Raw genomic sequence first — 20,272 nt, forward strand, 5'->3', positions numbered from 1 at the left:
CCGGCGCACCCGTACAGCGAAGGTCACTTGTAGTCCTTGAGCAGCTTCCGGTAGGCGGCGCCGGTCGCCTTGGCGGCCTGCTCAGGCGTGGCGGCACCGGTGAGCACCTTGTTCATCTGGACCTTGATCGGCTCGAAGAGGGAGTTGCCCTCGGCGATCCAGGGACGCTGTACGGCGCCGTCGACGGCGGGCTTGAAGAACGTGACCATCTCGTTCTGCTTGACGGCCGCAACCTCGTACACGGACTGCCGCGTGGGCAGCAGGCTGAGCCGTTCCGTGGTTTCCTGCTGCACCTTCGCGGAGCTCATGTACTTCACGAAGGCGTACGAGGCCTGCAGGTTCTTGCTGCCGGCGTATACGGAAAGGTTCCAGCCGCCTTGCGGGGATCCTTGCTTCGCACTGCCCGCCGGTACGGGGGCGACGCCGAGGTTCTTCTTGTCCTTGAAGGCCTGGCCGGCGCGGGCGCCCTCGATGTCCCAGGGGCCGTCGACCGCCATCGCGACCTTGCCGTCCTTGAGGGCTCTGAGCTGGTTCTCCTGGCCGTCCGTGGCATCGGTGACCGCCGCCCCCGAGTCGACCAGGTCCTTGATGGCGCGGAAGGCCTTGACGCCCGCGGCATTGTCGATCTGCACCGTCTTGGAGCGGGCATCGATGGTGTTGCCGCCCTCGCCGTAGAGGTAGGGCAGGAACCAGTAGGGGTCGTCGCCGCGCAGGTAGAGGGCGGTGGCACCGGTCTTGGCCTTGATCTTCTTGGCGGCGGCCTTCAGTTCGGCGAAGGTCTTGGGTACGGCGACGCCCGCGTCCTTGAGCAGCTTCTTGTTGTAGAAGAGGCCGAGGGTGTCGATGACCTGCGGCGCGGCGTAGGTCTTGCCCTTGAACTTCGTGGAGCCGACGGCCTGCGGGAGGTAGTCGCCGGTCTTGTCGAGGGCGGCGGTGCCGTCGAGCGGGGCGAGGTAGCCGAGGTTGGCGAAGTCCGCGACCCAGGCGACGTCGGTGCGCATCACATCGGGGGCGCCGGAGTTGCCGCCCGCGGCGTTCTTGAACTTGGCGTTGGCATCGCCGAACGGAACGTTCACATACTGAACGTGGACCTTGGGATGTTCCTTCTGAAAGCCCTCCGCAAGCTTGCGGTAGGTCGCCTTCTCGGCGTCGTTGGAGGTGTCCCAGAAGGTAACGGTTCCGGACAGTTCGCCGCCGCTGCCGGCGTTGCTGTCGCCGTCTCCTCCACCGCACCCGCTCGCCGCCAGCGCCAGGCCCGCTACCAGCGCGGTGGCGGTGATACCGCGGATGCCAGGTATGCCACGCCGCATGTGAACTCCTTAGGGAATCGCCTCAGATGGCGGTCAGGAACGTAACAGCGTGGCAATCAAACCGAAAGACCTTGCGGCAAATTGCTGCAAGTTTGCTGGAAGAAATTGCAGTGTGATGGCCGGAACGACACCCCCGCGACCCCCTTCGCACCGTCACCCCGCGCCCGCCCGAGCGTTGATTCCGTGAAGGCACCAAGGCCTCTTGACCTCGACAGGGACGGCAGATGACCCAGGAGCTCACTTCCCCCAGCCCCGCCCCCCGGGCCCCCGCACCGCACCGAGGTCCCAGGTGGTGGCGGGACGCCGTCATCTATCAGGTCTACGTCCGCTCGTTCGCCGACAGCGACGGCGACGGCATCGGAGATCTGCGCGGCGCCCGCGGAAAGCTGCCGTACCTCAAGGCGCTGGGGGTGGACGCCGTCTGGCTCACCCCGTTCTACGCCTCCCCGCAGGCCGACGGCGGCTACGACGTCGCCGACTACCGCGCCGTCGATCCGCTCTTCGGCGGCCTCGACGACGCCCGGGACCTGATCGATGCCGCCCATGAGGCGAACCTGCGGGTGATCGTCGACATCGTCCCCAATCACACCTCCGACCGGCACCCCTGGTTCCAGGACCCCGAACTCGCCCGGCAGCGCTACGTCTTCCGGCCCGGCAAGGGCGAGCACGGCGAGCTCCCGCCCAACGACTGGGAGTCGGTCTTCGGCGGCCCCGCCTGGACCCGTACCGACCGCGGCGACTGGTATCTCCACCTCTTCGCCCCGGAACAGCCCGACCTGGACTGGAACAATTCCGACGTCCACGCCGAATTCGAAGGCATCATGCGCTTCTGGCTGGACCTGGGCGTGGACGGCTTCCGGGTCGACGTCGCCCACGGCATGGTCAAGGCTCCCGGTCTGCCGGACATCGGCCACGGCGAGCAGGCCAAGCTCATCGGCACCCAGGTCCTGCCGTTCTTCGACCAGGACGGCGTGCACGCCATCCACCGCTCCTGGCGCCGCCTGCTGGACGGATACGGCGACGCCCACGGCAAGGCGGTGGTCGGCGTCGCCGAGGCCTGGGCCCCCAGCGCCGAACGGCTGGCCCTGTACGTACGCCCCGACGAGCTGCACCAGGCCTTCAACTTCCATTACCTCAACACCGGTTGGGACGCGGCCTCGCTCCGCGCGGTGATCGATGCCTCCCTGGAGGCGATGCGCCCCGTCGGCGCACCGGCCACCTGGGTCCTGTCCAACCACGACGTCGTACGCCACCGCACCCGCCTCGGCGGCAGCCTCGACCGCGCCCGCGCCGCCGCCCTCCTCATGCTCGCCCTCCCCGGCTCCGCCTACGTCTACCAAGGCGAAGAACTGGGACTGCCCGAAGTCACCGACCTCCCCGACGAAGTCCGCCAGGACCCCTCCTTCTTCCGCGCCAACGGCCAGGACGGATTCCGCGACGGCTGCCGCGTCCCCCTCCCCTGGTCCGGCACGGCACCCCCCTACGGCTTCGGCGACGCCGGCACCTGGCTGCCGCAGCCCGCCGACTGGCACCGCCTGACCGTCGAAGCACAGACCGGTGACCCCCACTCCACCCTGGAGCTCTACCGCACCGCCCTCGACCTCCGCCGCCGCCTGCCGGGCCTGGGCGACGGGGAGATGAGCTGGCAGCCGGCCCCCGAAGGGCTGCTCGCCTTCCGCCGCCCCGGCGTGCTGTGCACGGTCAACACCCTCGCCCGCGCGGCGGAACTCCCGCTGCCCGGACGACCGCTGCTCTCCAGCGCCCCGGTGGCCGTCGACGGCGCCTCGGCCGTGGTCCCCGGTGACAGTTGCACCTGGTGGGCAATCTGACATGCGCCCGGTACAGTCCCATCCCATGACCGCCCGGCTCTCCGATATCGCAGCACAGGCGGGTGTCAGCGAAGCCACCGTCAGCCGGGTCCTCAACGGGAAGCCCGGCGTCTCCGCCACCACCCGCCAGTTGGTGCTCGCCGCCCTCGACGTGCTGGGCTACGAGCGCCCGGTCAGGCTGCGGCAGCGCAGCGCGGGCCTGGTCGGGCTGATCACACCCGAGCTCAACAACCCCATCTTCCCGGCCTTCGCCCAGGTCATCGGGCAGGCGCTGACCCGCCAGGGCTACACGCCGGTCCTCGCGACGCAGACGCCGGGCGGTTCCACGGAGGACGAGCTGACCGAAATGCTGGTGGACCGCGGCGTCGCCGGCATCATCTTCGTCTCCGGGCTGCACGCCGACACCTCCGCCGATATGCAGCGCTATGCGCAGCTGCGCGGCCAGGGAGTGCCGTTCGTCCTCATCAACGGCTTCTCCGACAAGGTGCAGGCGCCGTTCGTCTCCCCCGACGACCGGGCCGCGGTGGATCTGGCGGTCACCCATCTCGGCGCGCTCGGCCACCGGCGGATCGGACTGGCCCTCGGGCCCGAACGGTTCGTGCCCGTACAGCGCAAGATCGAGGGCTTCGTCCGCAGCATGCAGGACCGGCTGGACCTCGGCCCGGCCGAGGTGGGGCCGCTCATCCAGCACTCCCTCTTCACCCTGGAGGGCGGCCAGGCGGCGGCCCACGCGCTGATCGACCGCGGGGTGACGGCCATCGTGTGCGCCAGCGACATGATGGCGCTGGGCGCGATCCGCGCGGCACGGCAGCGGCAGCTGGACGTACCGCGCGAGATGTCCGTGGTCGGCTTCGACGACTCCCCGCTGATCGCCTTCACCGATCCCCCGCTGACCACGATCCGGCAGCCGGTCACGGCGATGGGGCAGGCGGCGGTGCGGGCGCTCCTGGAGGAGATCGGGGGCACCCCCGCCCCGCACAGCGAGTTCGTCTTCCACCCCGAGCTGGTGGTGCGCGGTTCGACCGCTTCGGCCCCCAAAACCGCGCGGATTCCCCGGCCCGCCCGTACCTCCTGAGACGGGTACCGGCCACCTCGGAGGAGTTTCCGCGGTCCGCTGATCCCTTACTGGATTTCCCGGGTATTTCGAGGGTCCGTATCCGCCCGGAGAGGGATACGGACCGTCGAATACCCGACCGAAGGATGATCGGCGACACGCCCGTTTCTGGCAGACTGTCTGCCTATGGGTGATGCGAATGTGAGGACTTTGGACGGTCGGCCCGCCACCCCGCCACCCCATGGGGCGAGCGCGGACCGCTCGGTGAACCGCCGCCGGTGGGCCCGGCTGCGCGCCCCTCGCGCACCCCGGCTCTGGTTCGAAATCCTGCTGATCGCCGTCAGTTACTGGACGTACTCGCTCATTCGCAATGCCGTGCCCGAGCAGAAGGCGAAGGCGCTCAGAAACGCCGACTGGGTCTGGCAGGCCGAGCACTCGCTGGGTATCGCCGTCGAGCACACGGTCAACCACGCGGTGAATTCCGTGACGTGGCTGATCGTGTCGATGAACTATTACTACGCGACGCTGCACTTCATCGTGACGATCGGCGTGCTGATCTGGCTCTACCGCTGGCAGCCGGGGCGCTATGCCGCCGCCCGGCTGGCGCTCTTCGCGACCACCGGTGTCGCCCTCCTCGGCTACTACTTCTACCCACTGGCGCCGCCCCGGCTGATGCCCGGCGGCGGCTTCGTCGACACCGTCGTGCAGCACGACACCTGGGGCTCGATGGCGTCCGGCAACCTCGCCTCGATGTCCAACCAGTACGCCGCGATGCCGTCGATGCACATCGGGTGGTCGCTGTGGTGCGGCATCACCGTCGCCCTCCTGGCCAAGCCGCTGTGGGCCCGGATCCTCGGGCTGCTCTACCCCACCGTGACGCTGCTGGTCATCGTCTCCACCGCCAACCACTTCTGGCTGGACGCGGTCGGCGGGGTCCTCTGCCTGACCTTCGGGTTCACGGTGGCGCTGGCCTGGTACGGCATGCTGCCGCACCGCCTGACCCGTCATGTGGCGGCACCGGACGTGAATCTGCTGAAGGCCGGCTGAGCGTCGGCCCGCCGTTCGGCCCCTTTCCCGTACGGCACCCGGGTGGGCGGGGCCGCTCCGCGCGGCACCGCCCGTCACCCGAATGGCCCAACGTCGGCCGTATAGCTATGCGCCGTCAGTTCTCCCCGCGGTGCGTGAGGTGCCCGCCCGTCATCGTCAGGCGGACCGGCGCGGCGCCCAGCTCGTCGGCCGGGGCGGTGACCGGGTCCACGGCCAGGGCCGTGAGGTCGGCGCGGAAGCCGGGGGCGATCCGGCCGGCCTCGGACTCCTCGCCGACGGCGAGGGCGGCGTGGGAGGTGCAGCCCTCCAGCGCCATCAGGCCGGTCAGCGCCTGGCCGGGCGTGACGGGGGCGACGTCCGGTTCGCCCGCCGGGCGGCGGAGGCGGGCGGTGGCGAGGACCTGGCGGGGGTCGTGGTGGGCGATCGGCCAGTCGGAGCCGAGGACCAGGACCGCGCCGGCGTCGCGCAGGTCGCGGCAGCGCCAGGCCCGTCCGGCGCGCTCCTCGCCGACCCGCCGGGACCAGGCGTCGGTGTGATCGGCGCGGGTGTAGGCGGTGTGGGTGGGCTGCATGGAGGCGGCGACGCCGAGGCGGGCGAAGCGCGGCAGCTGTTCGCCGGGGACGGTCTCGATGTGCTCGATGCGGTGGCGGTGGCGGGCGCCGATCCGGTCGTCGCCGAGCAGCTCGACGGTGTCCAGTACATGCCGTACGGCGGCGTCGCCGATGGCGTGGGTGGCGGTGCGCACGCCCGCGCGCGCGAGGTGGTGCACGGCGTGGGTGTACGCCGCCGGGTCCGGCCAGAAGGCTTCGGTGCCCTGGCCGTGGCAGTCGGCGTGCTCGAGCCAGGCCGTACCGCCCTCGACGGTGCCGTCCATGAAGAACTTCACGCCGCCGACCCGCCAGTGCCGGCCGGCCAGGCGCTGGAGCTCGATGAGGTGGTCGAGGCCGTCCTTCTCGATGCCGGGCATGCACCAGGGGGCGAGGCGGAGGCGGACGGGGAGTTCGCCGTCCGCCTCGATGGCGGCGAGCAGCTCGGGGACGTCTGCGCTCTCCATGTCCATGACGTGGGCGCCGGTGAGGCCGTTGGCGGCCATCTCGTTCAGGAGGCCGAGGAGCCGGGCGCGGCGGGCGCCGGCCGGGGGGGACGGGACGACCGGCGTGAGGAGGTCCATCGCGGCGTGTTCGACGAGATGGCCGGTGGGGCGGCCGTCGGCGTCGCAGACGACGCTGGCGCGCTGGACGAACTCGCGCGGGCCGGTGATCCCCGCGGCTTCCAGCGCGCGGCCGCTGGCCAGCGCCGAGTGGCCGTCGTAGAGGCGGATGACGGCGGGTGCGCCGCCGAGCGCGTCCTCGATCAGATCGCGGTGGACCGGGGCGCCGGCGAAGACGTTGTGGTCCAGGCCCCAGGCGGTGAGCCAGCCGCCGGGGGGCAGGGCGCGGGCGGCCTCGGCGAGGGCGGTGCGCAGTCCGTCGAGGTCGCGGCAGGCGGAGAGGTCGACGCCGGTGGCCATCTCGACGCCCCAGACGGGGTGGCTGTGGCCGTCGACGAGGCCGGGGGTCAGGGTCGCCCCGGCCAGGTCGACGACCTCGGTCGCCGCGCCGCGCCAGTCCCGTACGTCCCGCTCCTCCCCGACCGCGGCGATCCGCCCGTCCTTGATGGCGACGGCCTCGGCGAGGGGGCGCGTGGGGTCGAGGGTGCGTACCCGGGCGCCGGTCAGGATGGTGTCGGCGGCGGTGCGGGACACGGGGGCGGCGGACATACGGGCTCCTTGGGCGGTGCGCAGTGGGGTGGTGGCCGGGGGGCCGCGGCGGGCGGCCGCTTCCGGGTCCGTCAGCGGGGCTCTTCGGCGGGCCGGCCGGCGGGTTCGGGAGCCGGTGGGCCGGAGGCGAGGGTCTCGTCGTCCTCCGCCGGTTCCGCCGCGAAGCCCGCGTAGATCTCGGGGCGGGTACGGCGTACCCGCCGGGCGAGGGCGAGGCCGAGGCCGAAGGTGAGGGGGACGGTGAGGACCAGGACAGCGTTGGTGGTGAAGGGGGCGCCCGTCATGAGGTCGATCTTGGCGATGACGAGCCAGAGGGCGAGCACCATCAGCACGGTGGCGGCGACGGGCGTGATGACGGTGCGCATCGTCCCCTCGTCGTGGCGGAAGCGGCGGAAGTAGCGGGGCACGGCGGCCGCGGTGATCGCCTGGAGGGCCAACAGGCCCAGCATTCCCGGGGTGTTCATCCACAGCAGGAGCTGCTGGTAGGGGTCCAGGCCGGCGAGCGCGAAGCCGCCGACGACGACGACCGCGAGGACGCTCTGCGCGGCTCCGGCGAGGTACGGGGAGCGGTGGCGCGGGTGGACCTTGCCGAGCGGGGAGGGCAGTACGCCCTCCTGGGCCATGGCCAGGCCGTAGCGGTTGATCGCGTTGTGGAAGGCCAGTTGGGAGGCGAGGATGCTGGTGATGATGAAGAGGTGCATCAGGTCGGCGGCCCAGGCGCCGACGTACTGCGTGGTGGCGGTGAAGAACAGGCCCGCCGGGTCGTGCAGGGCGGCCGCCACGATCTTGTCGCTGCCGTAGGCCTGGATGACGATCCAGATGGTGAAGGCGTAGAAGAGGCCGAGGAAGGCGACCGCGATGTAGGTGGCGCGCGGGATGGTGCGCCGCGGGTTGCGGGCCTCGCGGCGGTAGATGGCGGTGGATTCGAAGCCGGTGAAGGCGGCGAAGGCGAAGGCGAGGACGACGCCGGTGCCGGGGACCAGGACGCTGCCGGCGGTGAAGGAGTCCGCCGAGAGGCCGTGCGCGCCGCCGTGCAGCAGCACTCCCCCGGCGAGCAGCACGAGGATGCCGGTCTCGGCGACGAGCAGCACGCCCAGCACCTTGGCGCCGAAGTCGATGCTGCGGTAGCCGAGGAACCAGATGACCCCGACGCCCACGACGGCGATCGGCGGCCAGGGGACGTGGAGGCCCCAGAAGGCCTGGAGGGCGTCCTGGGTGGCGGTGGCGAGCAGTCCGTAGACGCCGATCTGCATGCCGTTGTAGGCGAGGAGGGCCACGGTGGCGGCGCCGAAGCCGGCCGGGCGGCCGAAGCCGCGGGTGATGAAGGCGTAGAAGCCGCCGCCGTTGCGGACATGGCGGGCCATGGTGGTGAAGCCGACGGCGAAGAGGGCGAGGGTGGCGCCGGCCAGCACGTAGCCGACCGGGGCGCCGATGCCGCCGGCGCCGATGGCGAGCGGGGAGGTGCCGGCCATGACGGTCAGCGGAGCGGCCGCGGAGATGACGAAGAAGGCGATGTCGGCGACGCCGAGGGTGCCGCGGCGGAGCGAGGGGGCCTCGTCGGCGGCGAGTGGTGGTGAGGTCTGCTGAGGGGTCCCGTTGCGGGACTCTGACTCTACGGCCATGGCTCGGCGCCCTTCTGCGGGGACGGAGAGAGGGAGAGGCGGCCCGGCACGTACGGGGGATGTGACGGCAGCATGACCGCGGGAAAAATCTAAAGGCTTTCGGTTTGTGGAAGGTACCCCTCGCCGTACGATTCGGGAAGACCCTGCGGCGGGGTCGCCGGGAGGGGGCACCATGGGGCGGCCGCGGAAGGCCCTGCTGGACAAGGAGCGCATCGGCGCGACGGCGCTCGAACTCGTCGACGAGAAGGGCGACTTCAGCGTCCCGGAGGTGGCCCGCAGGCTCGGCGTGCAGACCGCCTCGGTGTATCACCATGTGGACGGCCGGGCCGGGGTGATCGAGCTGCTGCGGGAGCGGATCACCGACGCGATCGATCCGGGCACGCTGGCCGACGCCCGCTGGGACCTCGCGCTGGAGGCCTGGGCGCGCTCCTACCGCGCCGCGTTCGCCGCGCACCCGCACACGATCCCGATGCTGATGACCTCGCCGATCCGCGCGCCCAGGGTGCTGGCCCAGTACGACCAGGTGGCCGGGTTGCTGCTGGACGCGGGGTTCGCCCCGGCCGCGGTGATGCCCGTCATCACGGGCCTGGACAACATCGTGCTGGGCTCGGCGCTGGACATGTCGGCGCCGGAGCCGATGTGGGACGTCTCCGGCGACGTCGGCGCGCCCCGGCTGACGGCGGCGCAGAACGCCACCGGCCCCGGCCGCGCCGACCAGGCCTTCGATCTGACGCTGGCGGGATTCCTCGCGCACTGCCGGGGGCTGCTGACGGGGGCGCTTCCCTAGGGGGCGGTCGAACACGTCCCGTAGGGGATACGCGCGCCCCCTGCGGGGCCACAACGCAGCGGGGGCGGGGCGTTATTCCCTCAGCAGGCGCCCTCACCCGGCGGGGGCACCCTCGCCCCGCGGGCACCCTCGCCCGCGGGCACCCTCGCCCGCGGGCACCCTCACCCGGCGGGCACCCTCACCCGGCGGGCGCCCTCGCCGGGGGACGGCCCCCGCCGGGGGGCGCCCCCACAAGGCGCCCCCCACCGGAGCGCCCCCTCACCCCTCGTAGAACAGCTCCTCCACCACGCCCCGTGCCCGGCGGGTGATCCGGCGGTAGTCGTCGAGCATGTCCCCCACGTGGCCCTCCTCGTAGCCGAGGTAGCGGCCGACGGCCGCCAGCTCGCGGCCGTCCACCGGGAAGGTGTCGCCGGACCGGCCACGGACCAGCATCACGGCGTTGCGCACCCGCGCCGCCAGCACCCAGGCCTCGTCCAGGGTCTGCGCGTCCTCGGTGGCGATCAGCCCGGCGGCGTGCGCGGCGGCCAGCGCCTCGCGGGTGCGGGTCGTCCGCAGCCCGGGGATCTCCCAGCCGTGCCGCATCTGCATCAGCTGGACGGTCCACTCGACATCGCTCAGGCCGCCGCGCCCCAGCTTGGCGTGGGTCGTCGGGTCGGCGCCGCGCGGCAGCCGCTCGGACTCCATGCGGGCCTTGAGCCGCCGGATCTCGCGCACCGCGTCCTCCCCCAGCCCCTCGGCCGGATAACGCAGCGGATCGACCAGGTCGATGAATCGCTGTCCCAGCTCGGCGTCGCCCGCGACCGGCTCGGCGCGCAGCAGCGCCTGCGCCTCCCACACCAGCGACCAGCGGCGGTAGTAGGCCGCGTACGAGGCGAGGGTGCGCACCAGCGGGCCCGACCTGCCCTCCGGGCGCAGATCCGCATCGATGAGCAACGGCGGGTCCGCGGAGGGGAGTTGGAGCAGCCGGCGCATTTCGTTGGCGATGGCGTGGGCGGCCTTGGCGGCCTCGTGTTCGTCGGCGCCCTCGCGGGGTTCATGGACGAACAGGATGTCGGCGTCCGAGCCGTAGCTCAGCTCATGGCCGCCGAAACGGCCCATGCCGATGACGGCGAAGCGGGTGGGCAGGGTGTCGCCCCACTGCTCGCGGACCGCGGCGCGCAGCGCACCGGCGAGGGTGGCGGCGTTGAGGTCGGAGACCGCGGAGCCGACGGCGTCGATGGCGTGGCCGTGGTCCTCCTCGGCGGGGGTGCCCTCGGTGCCGTACGCGCCGATCAGGTCGGCGGCGGCGGTCCGGAACAGCTCCCGGCGGCGCACCCCGCGGGCCACCGCGACCGCCGCCTCGGCGCCGTCCGCGCGGCCGACCGCGGCCAGCACCTCCTGCTCCAGGGCGGCCCGGCCGCGCTGCTTGAGCCCGTCGGCGGCGCCCAGCAGCGCGACCGCCTCCGGGGCGCGCAGCAGCAGATCGGGGGCGAGCCGCCCGGCGGAGAGCACCCGGGCGAGGTTCTCGGCGGCGGCGCCCTCGTCGCGCAGCAGCCGCAGATACCACGGCGTCTTGCCCAACGCGTCCGAAACCTTACGGAAGTTGAGCAGTCCGGCGTCCGGATCGGCGGAGTCCGCGAACCAGCCGAGCAGCACCGGCAGCAGCGTCCGCTGGATGGCGGCCTTGCGGGTCACGCCGGACGCCAGCGCCTCCAGATGGCGCAGCGCGGCGACCGGATCGGCGTACCCGAGGGCTTCCAGGCGGTGGCCCGCGGCCTTTGCCGAGAGTCTCGTCTCGCCGGGCTCCAGATGGGCGACGGCATCGAGCAGGGGACGGTAGAAGAGCTTCTCATGCAGGCGGCGCACTTCTCTAGCGTGCCACTTCCACTCCTTGCGGAGGGTGTCAACGGGCTCTGTGAACAAGCTCAATGAGCGCGCCAGGCGCCGCAGATCCGTTTCTTCCTCGGGCATCAGATGCGTACGGCGCATCCGGAAGAGCTGGATGCGGTGCTCCAGCGCGCGCAGGAAGCGGTACGCGGAGTCCAGCGCGGCGGCGTCCTGCCGTCCGACGTAGCCGCCGGCCGCCAGCGCGGCGAGCGCATCGAGGGTGCCGGCGCCGCGCAGCGTCGGATCGCTGCGGCCGTGCACCAACTGGAGCAGCTGGACGGCGAATTCGACGTCGCGCAGTCCGCCGGGGCCGAGCTTCAGTTCGCGTTCGACGCGGTCGGCGGGGATGTTGGCGATCACCCGGCGGCGCATCTGGCGGACGTCGGCGACGAAGTTCTCCCGCTCGGAGACCTGCCAGACCATCGGCTCCAGCGCATCGACGTACGCCTGTCCCAGGCCCAGGTCACCGGCCATCGGGCGGGCCTTGAGCAGCGCCTGGAACTCCCAGGTCTTGGCCCAGCGCTGGTAGTAGGCGAGATGGCTGCTGAGGGTGCGCACCAGCGGGCCGTTGCGGCCCTCGGGACGGAGGTTGGCGTCCACCGGCCAGATCGTGCCCTCGGCGGTGACGTCCGAGCACAGCCGCATCATCCGCGAGGCGAGCCGGGTGGCGGCCTGGAGCGCCTTGGCCTCGTCGACGCCCTCCTTGGCCTCGGCCACGAAGATGACGTCCACGTCGGAGACGTAGTTCAGCTCGCGGGCGCCGCATTTGCCCATGCCGATGACGGCGAGCCGGGAGACGGCCGCGTCGCCGGGCGCCTCCTCGTAGCTGATCTGCAGCGCGGCCCGGACGGTGGCGGTGGCCAGGTCCGCCAGTTCCGCCGCGGCCTCGGCGACATCGGTCGTGCCGCAGACGTCCCGGGCCACGATGCCGAGCAGGCAGCGGCGGTAGGTGACGCGCAGCGCGTCCGCGCGCGAGCGGCCCTCGCCCCGCTCGCCCCAGACGCCCTCCGCGAGCGCCTGCTCGAACTCGGGGGTGGTGGGGTGCAGATCGACGGACTCGTAGGTGACCAGCGAACGCCAGTCGTCCGGATGGCGGGCGAGGTGGTCGGCCAGCGCCGCGGACGCGCCCATCACCCCCAGCAGCCGGTCGCGCAGCGGTTTGGCCGCCACGAGCGTGCTCAGCAGTTCCTGCTGCTCGTCCGGGCCGACCGCCTCCACCAGCCGGGCCAGCCCCAGCAGCGCGAGATCGGGGTCCGCGGTACCGCCGAGCGCCTCCAGGAGCACCGAGTCCTCGCGTACCGGGGAGAATTCGGGGGTGTCGAGCAGCCGCCCGGCCGCCGAGGGGTCCGTGAACCCGTGTCTCAGCAGCCGGGTGTGGGTGCTGCTCCGACGTCCCTGCGGAGCGGGAAGTGCCATGGGTGCAGCCTCTCGGTGGCGCGGTGCCTCAGAGCACGGGGAGCATCTTGCGCAGCTCGAAGGCGGTGACCTCGGAGCGGTACTCCTCCCATTCCTGCTTCTTGTTGCGCAGGAAGAAGTCGAAGACGTGCTCGCCGAGGGTCTCGGCGACCAGTTCGCTGCGCTCCATCAGCTCGATGGCCTCGCCGAGGTTCTGCGGCAGCGGCTCGATGCCCATCGCGCGGCGCTCGGAGTCGGACAGCGCCCAGACGTCGTCGTCGGCGCCGGCCGGGAGCTCGTAGCCCTCCTCGATGCCCTTGAGGCCCGCGGCGAGCAGCACCGCGTACGTCAGGTAGGGGTTGGCGCCGGAGTCGATGGAGCGGACCTCGACCCGGGTCGAGCCCATCTTGCCGGGCTTGTACATCGGGACGCGGATCAGCGCGGAGCGGTTGTTGTGGCCCCAGCAGATGTACGAGGGGGCCTCGCCGCCGGCGCCCGCGGTGCGGTTGGTGCCGCCCCAGATGCGCTTGTAGGAGTTGACCCACTGGTTGGTGACCGCGGAGATCTCGCCCGCGTGCCGCAGCAGGCCGGCGATGAAGGAACGTCCCACCTTGGAGAGTTGGTACTCCGAGCCCGACTCGTGGAAGGCGTTGCGGTCGCCCTCGAAGAGGGAGAGGTGGGTGTGCATGCCCGAGCCGGGGTACTCCGAGAACGGCTTGGGCATGAACGTGGCCTGGACGCCCTGCTCCAGCGCGACCTGCTTCATGACCAGGCGGAAGGTCATGATGTTGTCGGCGGTGGAGAGCGCGTCGGCGTAGCGCAGGTCGATCTCCTGCTGGCCGGGGGCGCCCTCGTGGTGGCTGAACTCCACCGAGATGCCCATCGACTCCAGCATCGTGATCGCCTGTCGGCGGAAGTCCATGCCGACGTTCTGCGGGGTGTGGTCGAAGTAGCCCGAGGAATCGCCGGGGGTGGGCCGCCGGCCGTCGACGGGCTTGTCCTTGAGCAGGAAGAACTCGATCTCGGGGTGGGTGTAGAAGGTGAAGCCGAGGTCGGAGGTCTTGGCCAGGATGCGCTTGAGGACGTAGCGCGGGTCGGCGTAGGAGGGCGAGCCGTCCGGCATCAGGATGTCGCAGAACATCCGGGCGGTGCCGGGGGCCTCGGCGCGCCAGGGGAGGATCTGGAAGGTGCTGGGATCCGGCTTGGCGATCATGTCGGATTCGTACACCCGGGCGAATCCTTCGATGGCCGAGCCGTCGAAGCCGATGCCCTCGTCGAAGGCCTGCTCCAGCTCCGCGGGGGCCACCGCCACCGACTTCAGGAAGCCCAGCACGTCGGTGAACCACAGCCGGACGAAGCGAATGTCGCGCTCTTCCAGAGTCCGGAGCACAAACTCCTGCTGCTTGTCCATGGTTCACCAATCCTTGCAGGTCAATCGGCCTGTCCACGCGCGTGGGATCACGTGGCGTGGCACACCAGTATCACGTGAGGGGGTTACCGTCACATTACGCACCCTTGGCCTGAAGCAGAACCGCCGGGCCGTGACCCTCCCCTCGATCCTTCCCGCAGGACGTAGCGTCAGCGCGGCCAGGGGCGGCAATCGGGGGGCTTGGCGCAGTCTTGAGCCAGTGCTGGGGCGGTGTTGACCGGTCGTTGGAAGGTCCATGCCATGCGATTCCTGCGCTGCGCGGAATGTCCGTTCCCCCGTCCTGCGCGCCCGTCGTTCCGGAGCGCGCCGCCCGGCTCCGCACCCGCACCGCGGGCTTTCCGCGGCCGGACGAGGTGCTGCACGGCGCCCTGCCGGTGAGGCCCGGCGGGACGGCGCCCGGCCGCATCCCCGGGCGCTGCCGCCGGCCGCCGGGTCAGGCGCGGGGCGCCGCCGTGTCGCGGCCCTTGCCCGAGAGGTCCAGTACGGCGCGGGCCACCGATTCGGGGGCGTCGGCCATCACCAGGTGGCCGGCCGGGGCGGCGACCGCGAACCGGCCGCCCAGCTCGGCGGCGAGCGCCCGCTGACGCTCCAGCCAGCGCAGATCGCGGGCGTTCTCGCCGCCGTCGTAGGCCGCCAGGACCGCGACCGGGACGGCGGGCAGCGGGTACGAGGAGCGGAGCGCGGCGAGCTCGGCGGCCTGGTACGGGTAGGTCGCGTTCTCCAGGACACAGGCGCGCAGCACCCGGCTGGTGCGGTATCCGGCGCGCTCCCACGGGTGCGGCGGGTGGCTGCCGACGGTGGTGGCGCGGCCTATCAGGCGGCGGGCGGTGGGGAGGAGGGCACGGGGCACCCCGGCGGCGGACAGGGTGGCGGCGCACCCGGACGCCCAGGCCGTACGGACCCCGCGGGGCAGCAGCGGGCGGGGGTCCTCCTCCGTGGAGCCGTCGACCAGGACGAGGCCGGCGCAGCGGCGCGGATGCAGCCGGGCGAAGGCCTCGGCGTGGAAGCCCGCGAGGGAGTGGCCGACGACGGTGGCCGGGCCGCGGTGGCCGAGGGCGTCCAGGACGTGGGCGATCCGGTCGGCCTCGGCGACGAGGGTGGGGGCCGCCGGCGAGGGAGCGCTCAGGCCCAGGCCGGGGCGGTCGAAGCGGATGACGGTGCGGTGCGGTGCGAGCAGCGCGGCGACCGCGTCCCAGTCGAACCAGGCCATGCCGAGGCCGCCGCTGAGGACGCAGGGCGGGCCGCTGCCTTCGGCGAGGAGGTGCAGCCGGATGCCGTCGACGGTGCGGATGCGGCCGGGGATGCGTATGGGGCGTCTGGTCATGGGCGTGCCTCCGGCTTCGGTTTCCTGAGTTCTTTGTGCCCGGCCGGGCGGGCCACGCACCCTGCCAGCAGCGCGAGGTAGAGGGCGACCAGCAGGACCTGGAGGCGCTGGCCGGCGCCGAGGGCCCAGGTGCCCCGGCCCGCGGTGAACGCCACGACCGAGGCCAGCGTCCAGAGCGTGGCGGCGAGTTCCGCGAGCACCAGCGGCGGGCCGAGGCGGGCGAGCGCCGGCCAGCCGCCGTAGCGCCGGGCCGCGACGGTGAGCAGGACCAGCGCGGCCAGCGCACCGGCCAGGGCGAGGGAGCTGCTGATGGCGTGCGCGGTGTGGGTGGCCGGGACCAGGCCCGCGGTCTCCCGGGCCGCGCAGGCCGGATCGCTGGTCGGCGCGCAGCTCAGCGGGAGCCGGGAGTCCAGGGCGGTGGCGGCGCCGAAGAGGGCGAGCGCGGCCCAGCCCGCGGTCGTCCAGGGCCGGCGCTCCAGGGTGGCCAGGGCGGCCGCCGCACCGGCCAGCACCAGCAGCCCCGCGACCAGGTCGGTGGCGCGGAAGACCCCGCCCAGCGGCTGGTCGGCGGCCGCGAGTTCGCTGACGTACGCCTGCACGGGGTCGATCCCGGTGGCGAGGACCACCTCCAGGACCCAGGCCGTGTAGGCGACGGCCCCGAGCAGCAGCAGGACCGCGGCCGCCCGTCGGCGGACGGGAGCACGGCGGGTCGGGGTCACGGCCATCCTGGTGATCGGATCGGGTGGACCCGGCCGGTCGGACGGAGCGCCGGGCACGCGGAACGCATGGGAACGCCAAGGATAGGCGGATGGACTACAGCAATGCGGTGATACCGGCGCACGGTGGTACGGGCGGACGGGCCTGCCCGCCGCCCGCGGCCCGGCGCCCGCGCTCGATACCCCGTGCGGGCCGGGCCCGAGAAGTCTGACGTCCCCTCGACAGGCCCGCGATGCGTGAACTCCGGCGGCGGAGCCGACGGGACACCCCGCGCCCCCTCCGGCCACGGCAGCGCACCGCGCCCGGCCCCCACCACTCCGCACCCGCACCCGCACCGGCTCCCTGAGACCTGTCTGCCCGCGGCCGGTCCCGCCGCCCCGCCCCGGACTCCTCGCCCGGCCGCCGACGCCTGCCCGCATGCGCGCCCGCGCGCACCTCCACCGACCTCACACCTTCGACACCGACACGAGGTACCCACCCATGCGTACGCATTCCCCCCAGCCCCCGTCCCGCTCGCGCCGCGCCGTGCTCGGCGCCGGTGCCGCCCTCGCCGGCGGCAGCCTGCTGGCCGCCTGCTCCGGCGACCACTCCGGCCCGCACAAGGGCACGGACGGCCTGGACGACGGCAAGAACGGCATGCGCCACGACGGCGTGCCGGGCGGCTACGTCAGCCCCGACGGCCCGGAGGTCATCGAGGCCGAGAAGAAGCGCGGCGCGAACGGCACCGTACGCAAGTTCAAGCTCACCGCCGCCGCCACCGACCTGGACCTGGGCGGCCGTACCGTCCGCTCCTGGGCGTACGGGGACGAGCTGCCCGGCAAGGAGATCCGGGTCACCGCGGGCGACACCCTCCGGCTGGACCTCGCCAACCACCTCCCGGCGCACACCACCGTGCACTGGCACGGGCTGGTGCTGCGCAACGACATGGACGGCGTCCCCGGCATCACCCAGCGGGCCGTCAAGCCCGGTGGGTCCTTCACCTACGAGTTCGCCACGCCGAGCCCCGGCACGTACTGGATGCACCCGCACGTCGGAGTGCAGATCGACCGGGGACTGTACGCCCCGGTGATCGTCGAGGACCCCAGGGAGCCGCTCAGTTACGACAAGGAGTGGATCGTCATGGTGGACGACTGGGTCGACGGGGTGGACGGCAGCACCCCGGACTCGGTGCTGGCCGAACTGCACCACGGCAGGGCCGCCGCCTCCGGCCACGGCAGTATGGACCACGGCGAGATGGGCGGCGGCGAGCCGGCGCAGCCCGTCACCAGCGGCCCGCCCCGCGTGCTGACGGGCGCCAGGAGCAGGCTGCTGCGCGGCATCGCCGGCGATGTGGACTACCCGTACCACCTCATCAACGGCTGCACCCCCCAGGACCCGAGGACGTTCCGGGCCAAGCCCGGCGACCGCATCCGGATCCGGTTCATCAACGCGGGCGGCGAGACCGCCTACCGCGTCGCGCTGGGCGGCCACTCCATGACCGTCACGCACACCGACGGCCACCCCGTCGAGCACGCCACCACCGACGCCCTGCTGATCGGCATGAGCGAGCGCTACGACGTCCTGGTCACCGCCAAGGACGGCGTCTTCCCGCTGACCGCGCTCGCCGAGGGCAAGAACCGCACCGCGCTGGCCCTACTGCGCACCGGCGGCGGCGAAGCGCCCGGCCCCGACACCCGCGCCGAGAACCTCGACGGCAAGCTGGTGACCGCGAACCGGCTGAAGGCCGCGGAGTCCGTACGGCAGGAGTACCGGCGCGTGGAGCGCACCATCGATCTGCGTCTGACGGGGTCCATGGAGAAGTACAACTGGGCGATCAACGGCAAGCCGTACACGCCGTCGCAGCGGTACCCCGTCACGGAAGGTGAGCGGGTGCGGCTCTCCTTCAACAACCGCAGCAAGATGTTCCACCCGATGCATCTGCACGGGCACACCTTCACGCTGCCCGACGGCGGCCCCCGCAAGGACACCGTGAACGTGCTGCCCGGCAGCAGGGTCAACGTCGACCTCGAGGCGGACAACCCGGGCCTGTGGATGCTGCACTGCCACAACATCTACCACTCGGAGTCGGGGATGATGACGATCCTGGGCTACCGCAAGAGCTAGGGCGGGAGGGGGGGCGGAACGTCCGGACCTCCCCCCTTCACCCTCCCTCCTCCCCCTCCCCTTAACGTCACTAAGACGATTAACCTCAACTACACTGATCCCGTGGCCCAACTTCGTCTCGCCCTCAACCAGATCGACTCCTGCGTCGGCGATGTCGCCGGGAACGCCGAAACGATCGTGCACTGGACGCGGCACGCCGCCGACCAGGGCGCGCACCTCGTCGCCTTCCCCGAGATGACGCTGACCGGCTATCCCGTCGAGGACCTCGCGCTGCGCTCGTCCTTCGTCGAGGCCAGCCGCACCGCGCTGCGCGCACTGGCCGGCCGGCTGGCCACCGAGGGGCTGGGCGAACTCCCGGTGGTCGTCGGCTATCTCGACCGCTGCGAACGGGACGAGCGGCGCTACGGGCGGCCGGCCGGCGCCCCGCAGAACGCCGCCGCCGTACTGCACCGCGGCGAGGTCGCCCTGACCTTCGCCAAGCACCACCTGCCCAACTACGGCGTCTTCGACGAGTTCCGGTACTTCGTCCCCGGCGACACGCTGCCCGTCGTGCGGGTGCACGGCGTCGATGTCGCCCTCGCCATCTGCGAGGACCTCTGGCAGGAGGGCGGCCGGGTCCCGGCGGCACGCAGCGCGGGCGCCGGGCTGCTGCTCTCCGTCAACGCCTCGCCGTACGAGCGGGACAAGGACGACACCCGGCTGGAACTGGTACGCAAGCGCGCGCAGGAAGCCGGCTGCACCACCGCCTATCTGGCGATGATCGGCGGTCAGGACGAGCTGGTCTTCGACGGCGACTCCATCGTCGTCGACAAGGACGGCGGGGTGATCGCGCGGGCGCCGCAGTTCGCGGAGGGCTGTGTGCTGGTCGACCTCGAACTGCCGGACGCGGCACCCGAGGCGCCCTCCGGCGTCCTGGACGACGGCCTGCGCGTCGACCATGTCGTGCTGACCCCCGACCCGCTGCCGCCGTACGCCCCCGAGACGCTCGGCGGCGAGGCGGAACGGCTCGGCGACATCGAGGAGATCTACACCGCACTGGTCGTCGGGCTGCGCGCGTACGTCGCCAAGAACGGCTTCAACAGCGTCGTCATCGGCCTCTCCGGCGGCATCGACTCCGCGCTGGTCGCCGCGATCGCCTGCGACGCGCTGGGCCCGGCGCACGTCCATGCCGTCGCCATGCCCTCCCGCTACTCGTCGGACCACTCCCTCACCGACGCCGCCGAGCTGGCGCGCCGTACCGGCCTCGCCTTCCGCACGGTGCCGATCGGCCCGATGTTCGACGCGTACATGGAGGCGCTGGGGCTGACCGGCCTCGCCGAGGAGAACCTCCAGTCGCGGCTGCGCGGTACGACGCTGATGGCGATCTCCAACCAGGAGGGCCACCTCGTCCTCGCGCCGGGCAACAAGTCCGAGCTGGCCTGCGGCTATTCGACGCTCTACGGGGACTCGGTGGGCGCGTACGGCCCGATCAAGGACGTCTACAAGACCGTCGTCTTCCAGCTCGCCCGCTGGCGCAACCAGGCGGCGGCCGACCGCGGCCAGACCCCGCCGATCCCGGAGAACACCCTCACCAAGCCCCCGAGCGCCGAACTGCGCCCCGGCCAGGTGGACACCGACTCGCTGCCCGACTACGCCGTTCTGGACCGCGTCCTGGAGCTGTACGTCGACCGCGACCAGGGCCGCGAGCAGATCGTGGCGCAGGGCTTCGACGAGGAACTGGTGACCCGGGTACTGCGGATGGTCGACCACGCCGAGTACAAGCGCCGCCAGTACCCCCCGGGCACCAAGATCTCCGCCAAGGGCTTCGGCAAGGACCGGCGACTGCCGATCACCAACCACTGGCGCGAGGGTGCCTGACGGTTTCTCCCCACGTTGTCGGCTGTCCCGCCGTGGTGGGTTTCTCGCCGTAGCGCCTGCGGCGGGCGTGGTTTTGTCGGGAGCGGTGCCGGCCCTACACGGCTCCGCCGCTACGGTCCGTCCCCTCCCGTGGGTGGGTGGGAAGAGGCCGGTGGGGGCGGGCGTGGAGTCGT

General features: G+C 72.3%; 13 protein-coding genes. 6 read left to right on the top strand and 7 right to left on the bottom strand.

The window, feature by feature from the left end; genetic code table 11:
* Nucleotides 1–23: 23 nt before the first annotated feature.
* Complete coding sequence (locus tag ACIGWZ_RS39035) at nt 24–1,310, bottom strand: extracellular solute-binding protein (protein WP_400072737.1); 1,287 nt, start codon at nt 1,308–1,310, stop codon at nt 24–26.
* 224 nt (nt 1,311–1,534) lie between these two features.
* Here ACIGWZ_RS39035 and ACIGWZ_RS39040 point away from each other — a divergent pair, with 224 nt between their 5' ends.
* The 3 genes from ACIGWZ_RS39040 to ACIGWZ_RS39050 all read left to right on the top strand — a co-directional run bounded on the left by ACIGWZ_RS39040 (nt 1,535) and on the right by ACIGWZ_RS39050 (nt 5,240).
* Nucleotides 1,535–3,139: an alpha-amylase family glycosyl hydrolase gene (locus tag ACIGWZ_RS39040; protein WP_400072739.1), complete on the top strand. Its 1,605-nt coding sequence runs from the start codon at nt 1,535–1,537 to the stop codon at nt 3,137–3,139.
* A 25-nt stretch (nt 3,140–3,164) separates the two neighbouring features.
* The gene (locus ACIGWZ_RS39045; RefSeq protein ID WP_400072741.1) at nt 3,165–4,214 is read left to right on the top strand and encodes a LacI family DNA-binding transcriptional regulator; all 1,050 of its coding nucleotides are present in this window, start codon (nt 3,165–3,167) and stop codon (nt 4,212–4,214) included.
* 165 nt (nt 4,215–4,379) lie between these two features.
* The gene (locus tag ACIGWZ_RS39050) at nt 4,380–5,240 is read left to right on the top strand and encodes a phosphatase PAP2 family protein (protein WP_400072744.1); all 861 of its coding nucleotides are present in this window, start codon (nt 4,380–4,382) and stop codon (nt 5,238–5,240) included.
* A 115-nt stretch (nt 5,241–5,355) separates the two neighbouring features.
* Here the strand turns inward: ACIGWZ_RS39050 and ACIGWZ_RS39055 are convergent, their stop codons facing one another.
* Nucleotides 5,356–6,999, bottom strand: a complete 1,644-nt coding sequence (locus tag ACIGWZ_RS39055; RefSeq protein WP_400072746.1) for an amidohydrolase — start codon at nt 6,997–6,999, stop codon at nt 5,356–5,358.
* A gap of 71 nt (nt 7,000–7,070) precedes the next feature.
* Nucleotides 7,071–8,621 carry an APC family permease gene (locus ACIGWZ_RS39060; protein WP_400072748.1) on the bottom strand — a complete coding sequence of 517 codons (1,551 nt, stop codon included), beginning with the start codon at nt 8,619–8,621 and terminating at the stop codon, nt 7,071–7,073.
* Nucleotides 8,622–8,793: 172 nt separating this feature from the next.
* Here ACIGWZ_RS39060 and ACIGWZ_RS39065 point away from each other — a divergent pair, with 172 nt between their 5' ends.
* Entirely contained in the window at nt 8,794–9,408 is a 615-nt protein-coding gene (locus ACIGWZ_RS39065) for a TetR/AcrR family transcriptional regulator (RefSeq protein ID WP_400072750.1), read from the top strand.
* A 258-nt stretch (nt 9,409–9,666) separates the two neighbouring features.
* Here the strand turns inward: ACIGWZ_RS39065 and ACIGWZ_RS39070 are convergent, their stop codons facing one another.
* From ACIGWZ_RS39070 to ACIGWZ_RS39085, 4 genes are all read right to left on the bottom strand, one after another.
* Nucleotides 9,667–12,690, bottom strand: a complete 3,024-nt coding sequence (locus ACIGWZ_RS39070) for a bifunctional [glutamine synthetase] adenylyltransferase/[glutamine synthetase]-adenylyl-L-tyrosine phosphorylase (protein ID WP_400072751.1) — start codon at nt 12,688–12,690, stop codon at nt 9,667–9,669.
* 28 nt (nt 12,691–12,718) lie between these two features.
* Nucleotides 12,719–14,080, bottom strand: coding sequence for a type I glutamate--ammonia ligase (gene glnA, locus ACIGWZ_RS39075; protein WP_400072753.1), 1,362 nt, complete (start codon nt 14,078–14,080; stop codon nt 12,719–12,721).
* Nucleotides 14,081–14,531: 451 nt separating this feature from the next.
* Complete coding sequence (locus tag ACIGWZ_RS39080; protein WP_400072755.1) at nt 14,532–15,422, bottom strand: alpha/beta fold hydrolase; 891 nt, start codon at nt 15,420–15,422, stop codon at nt 14,532–14,534.
* Nucleotides 15,419–16,147 (bottom strand): DUF998 domain-containing protein, encoded by a 729-nt coding sequence (locus ACIGWZ_RS39085; RefSeq protein ID WP_400072757.1) that lies wholly within the window; start codon nt 16,145–16,147, stop codon nt 15,419–15,421. The genes ACIGWZ_RS39080 and ACIGWZ_RS39085 overlap by 4 nt, the downstream gene beginning before the upstream one ends.
* 472 nt (nt 16,148–16,619) lie before the next feature.
* Here ACIGWZ_RS39085 and ACIGWZ_RS39090 point away from each other — a divergent pair, with 472 nt between their 5' ends.
* On the top strand, nt 16,620–18,242 hold the full coding sequence (locus ACIGWZ_RS39090; protein ID WP_400072759.1) for a multicopper oxidase family protein: 1,623 nt from the start codon (nt 16,620–16,622) through the stop codon (nt 18,240–18,242).
* A gap of 102 nt (nt 18,243–18,344) precedes the next feature.
* Nucleotides 18,345–20,099 carry an NAD+ synthase gene (locus tag ACIGWZ_RS39095; protein WP_400072761.1) on the top strand — a complete coding sequence of 585 codons (1,755 nt, stop codon included), beginning with the start codon at nt 18,345–18,347 and terminating at the stop codon, nt 20,097–20,099.
* Nucleotides 20,100–20,272 lie beyond the last annotated feature (173 nt).

This window comes from Streptomyces sp. NPDC053427 (genome assembly GCF_044544985.1).
In the GTDB taxonomy this organism is placed as follows: domain Bacteria; phylum Actinomycetota; class Actinomycetes; order Streptomycetales; family Streptomycetaceae; genus Streptomyces.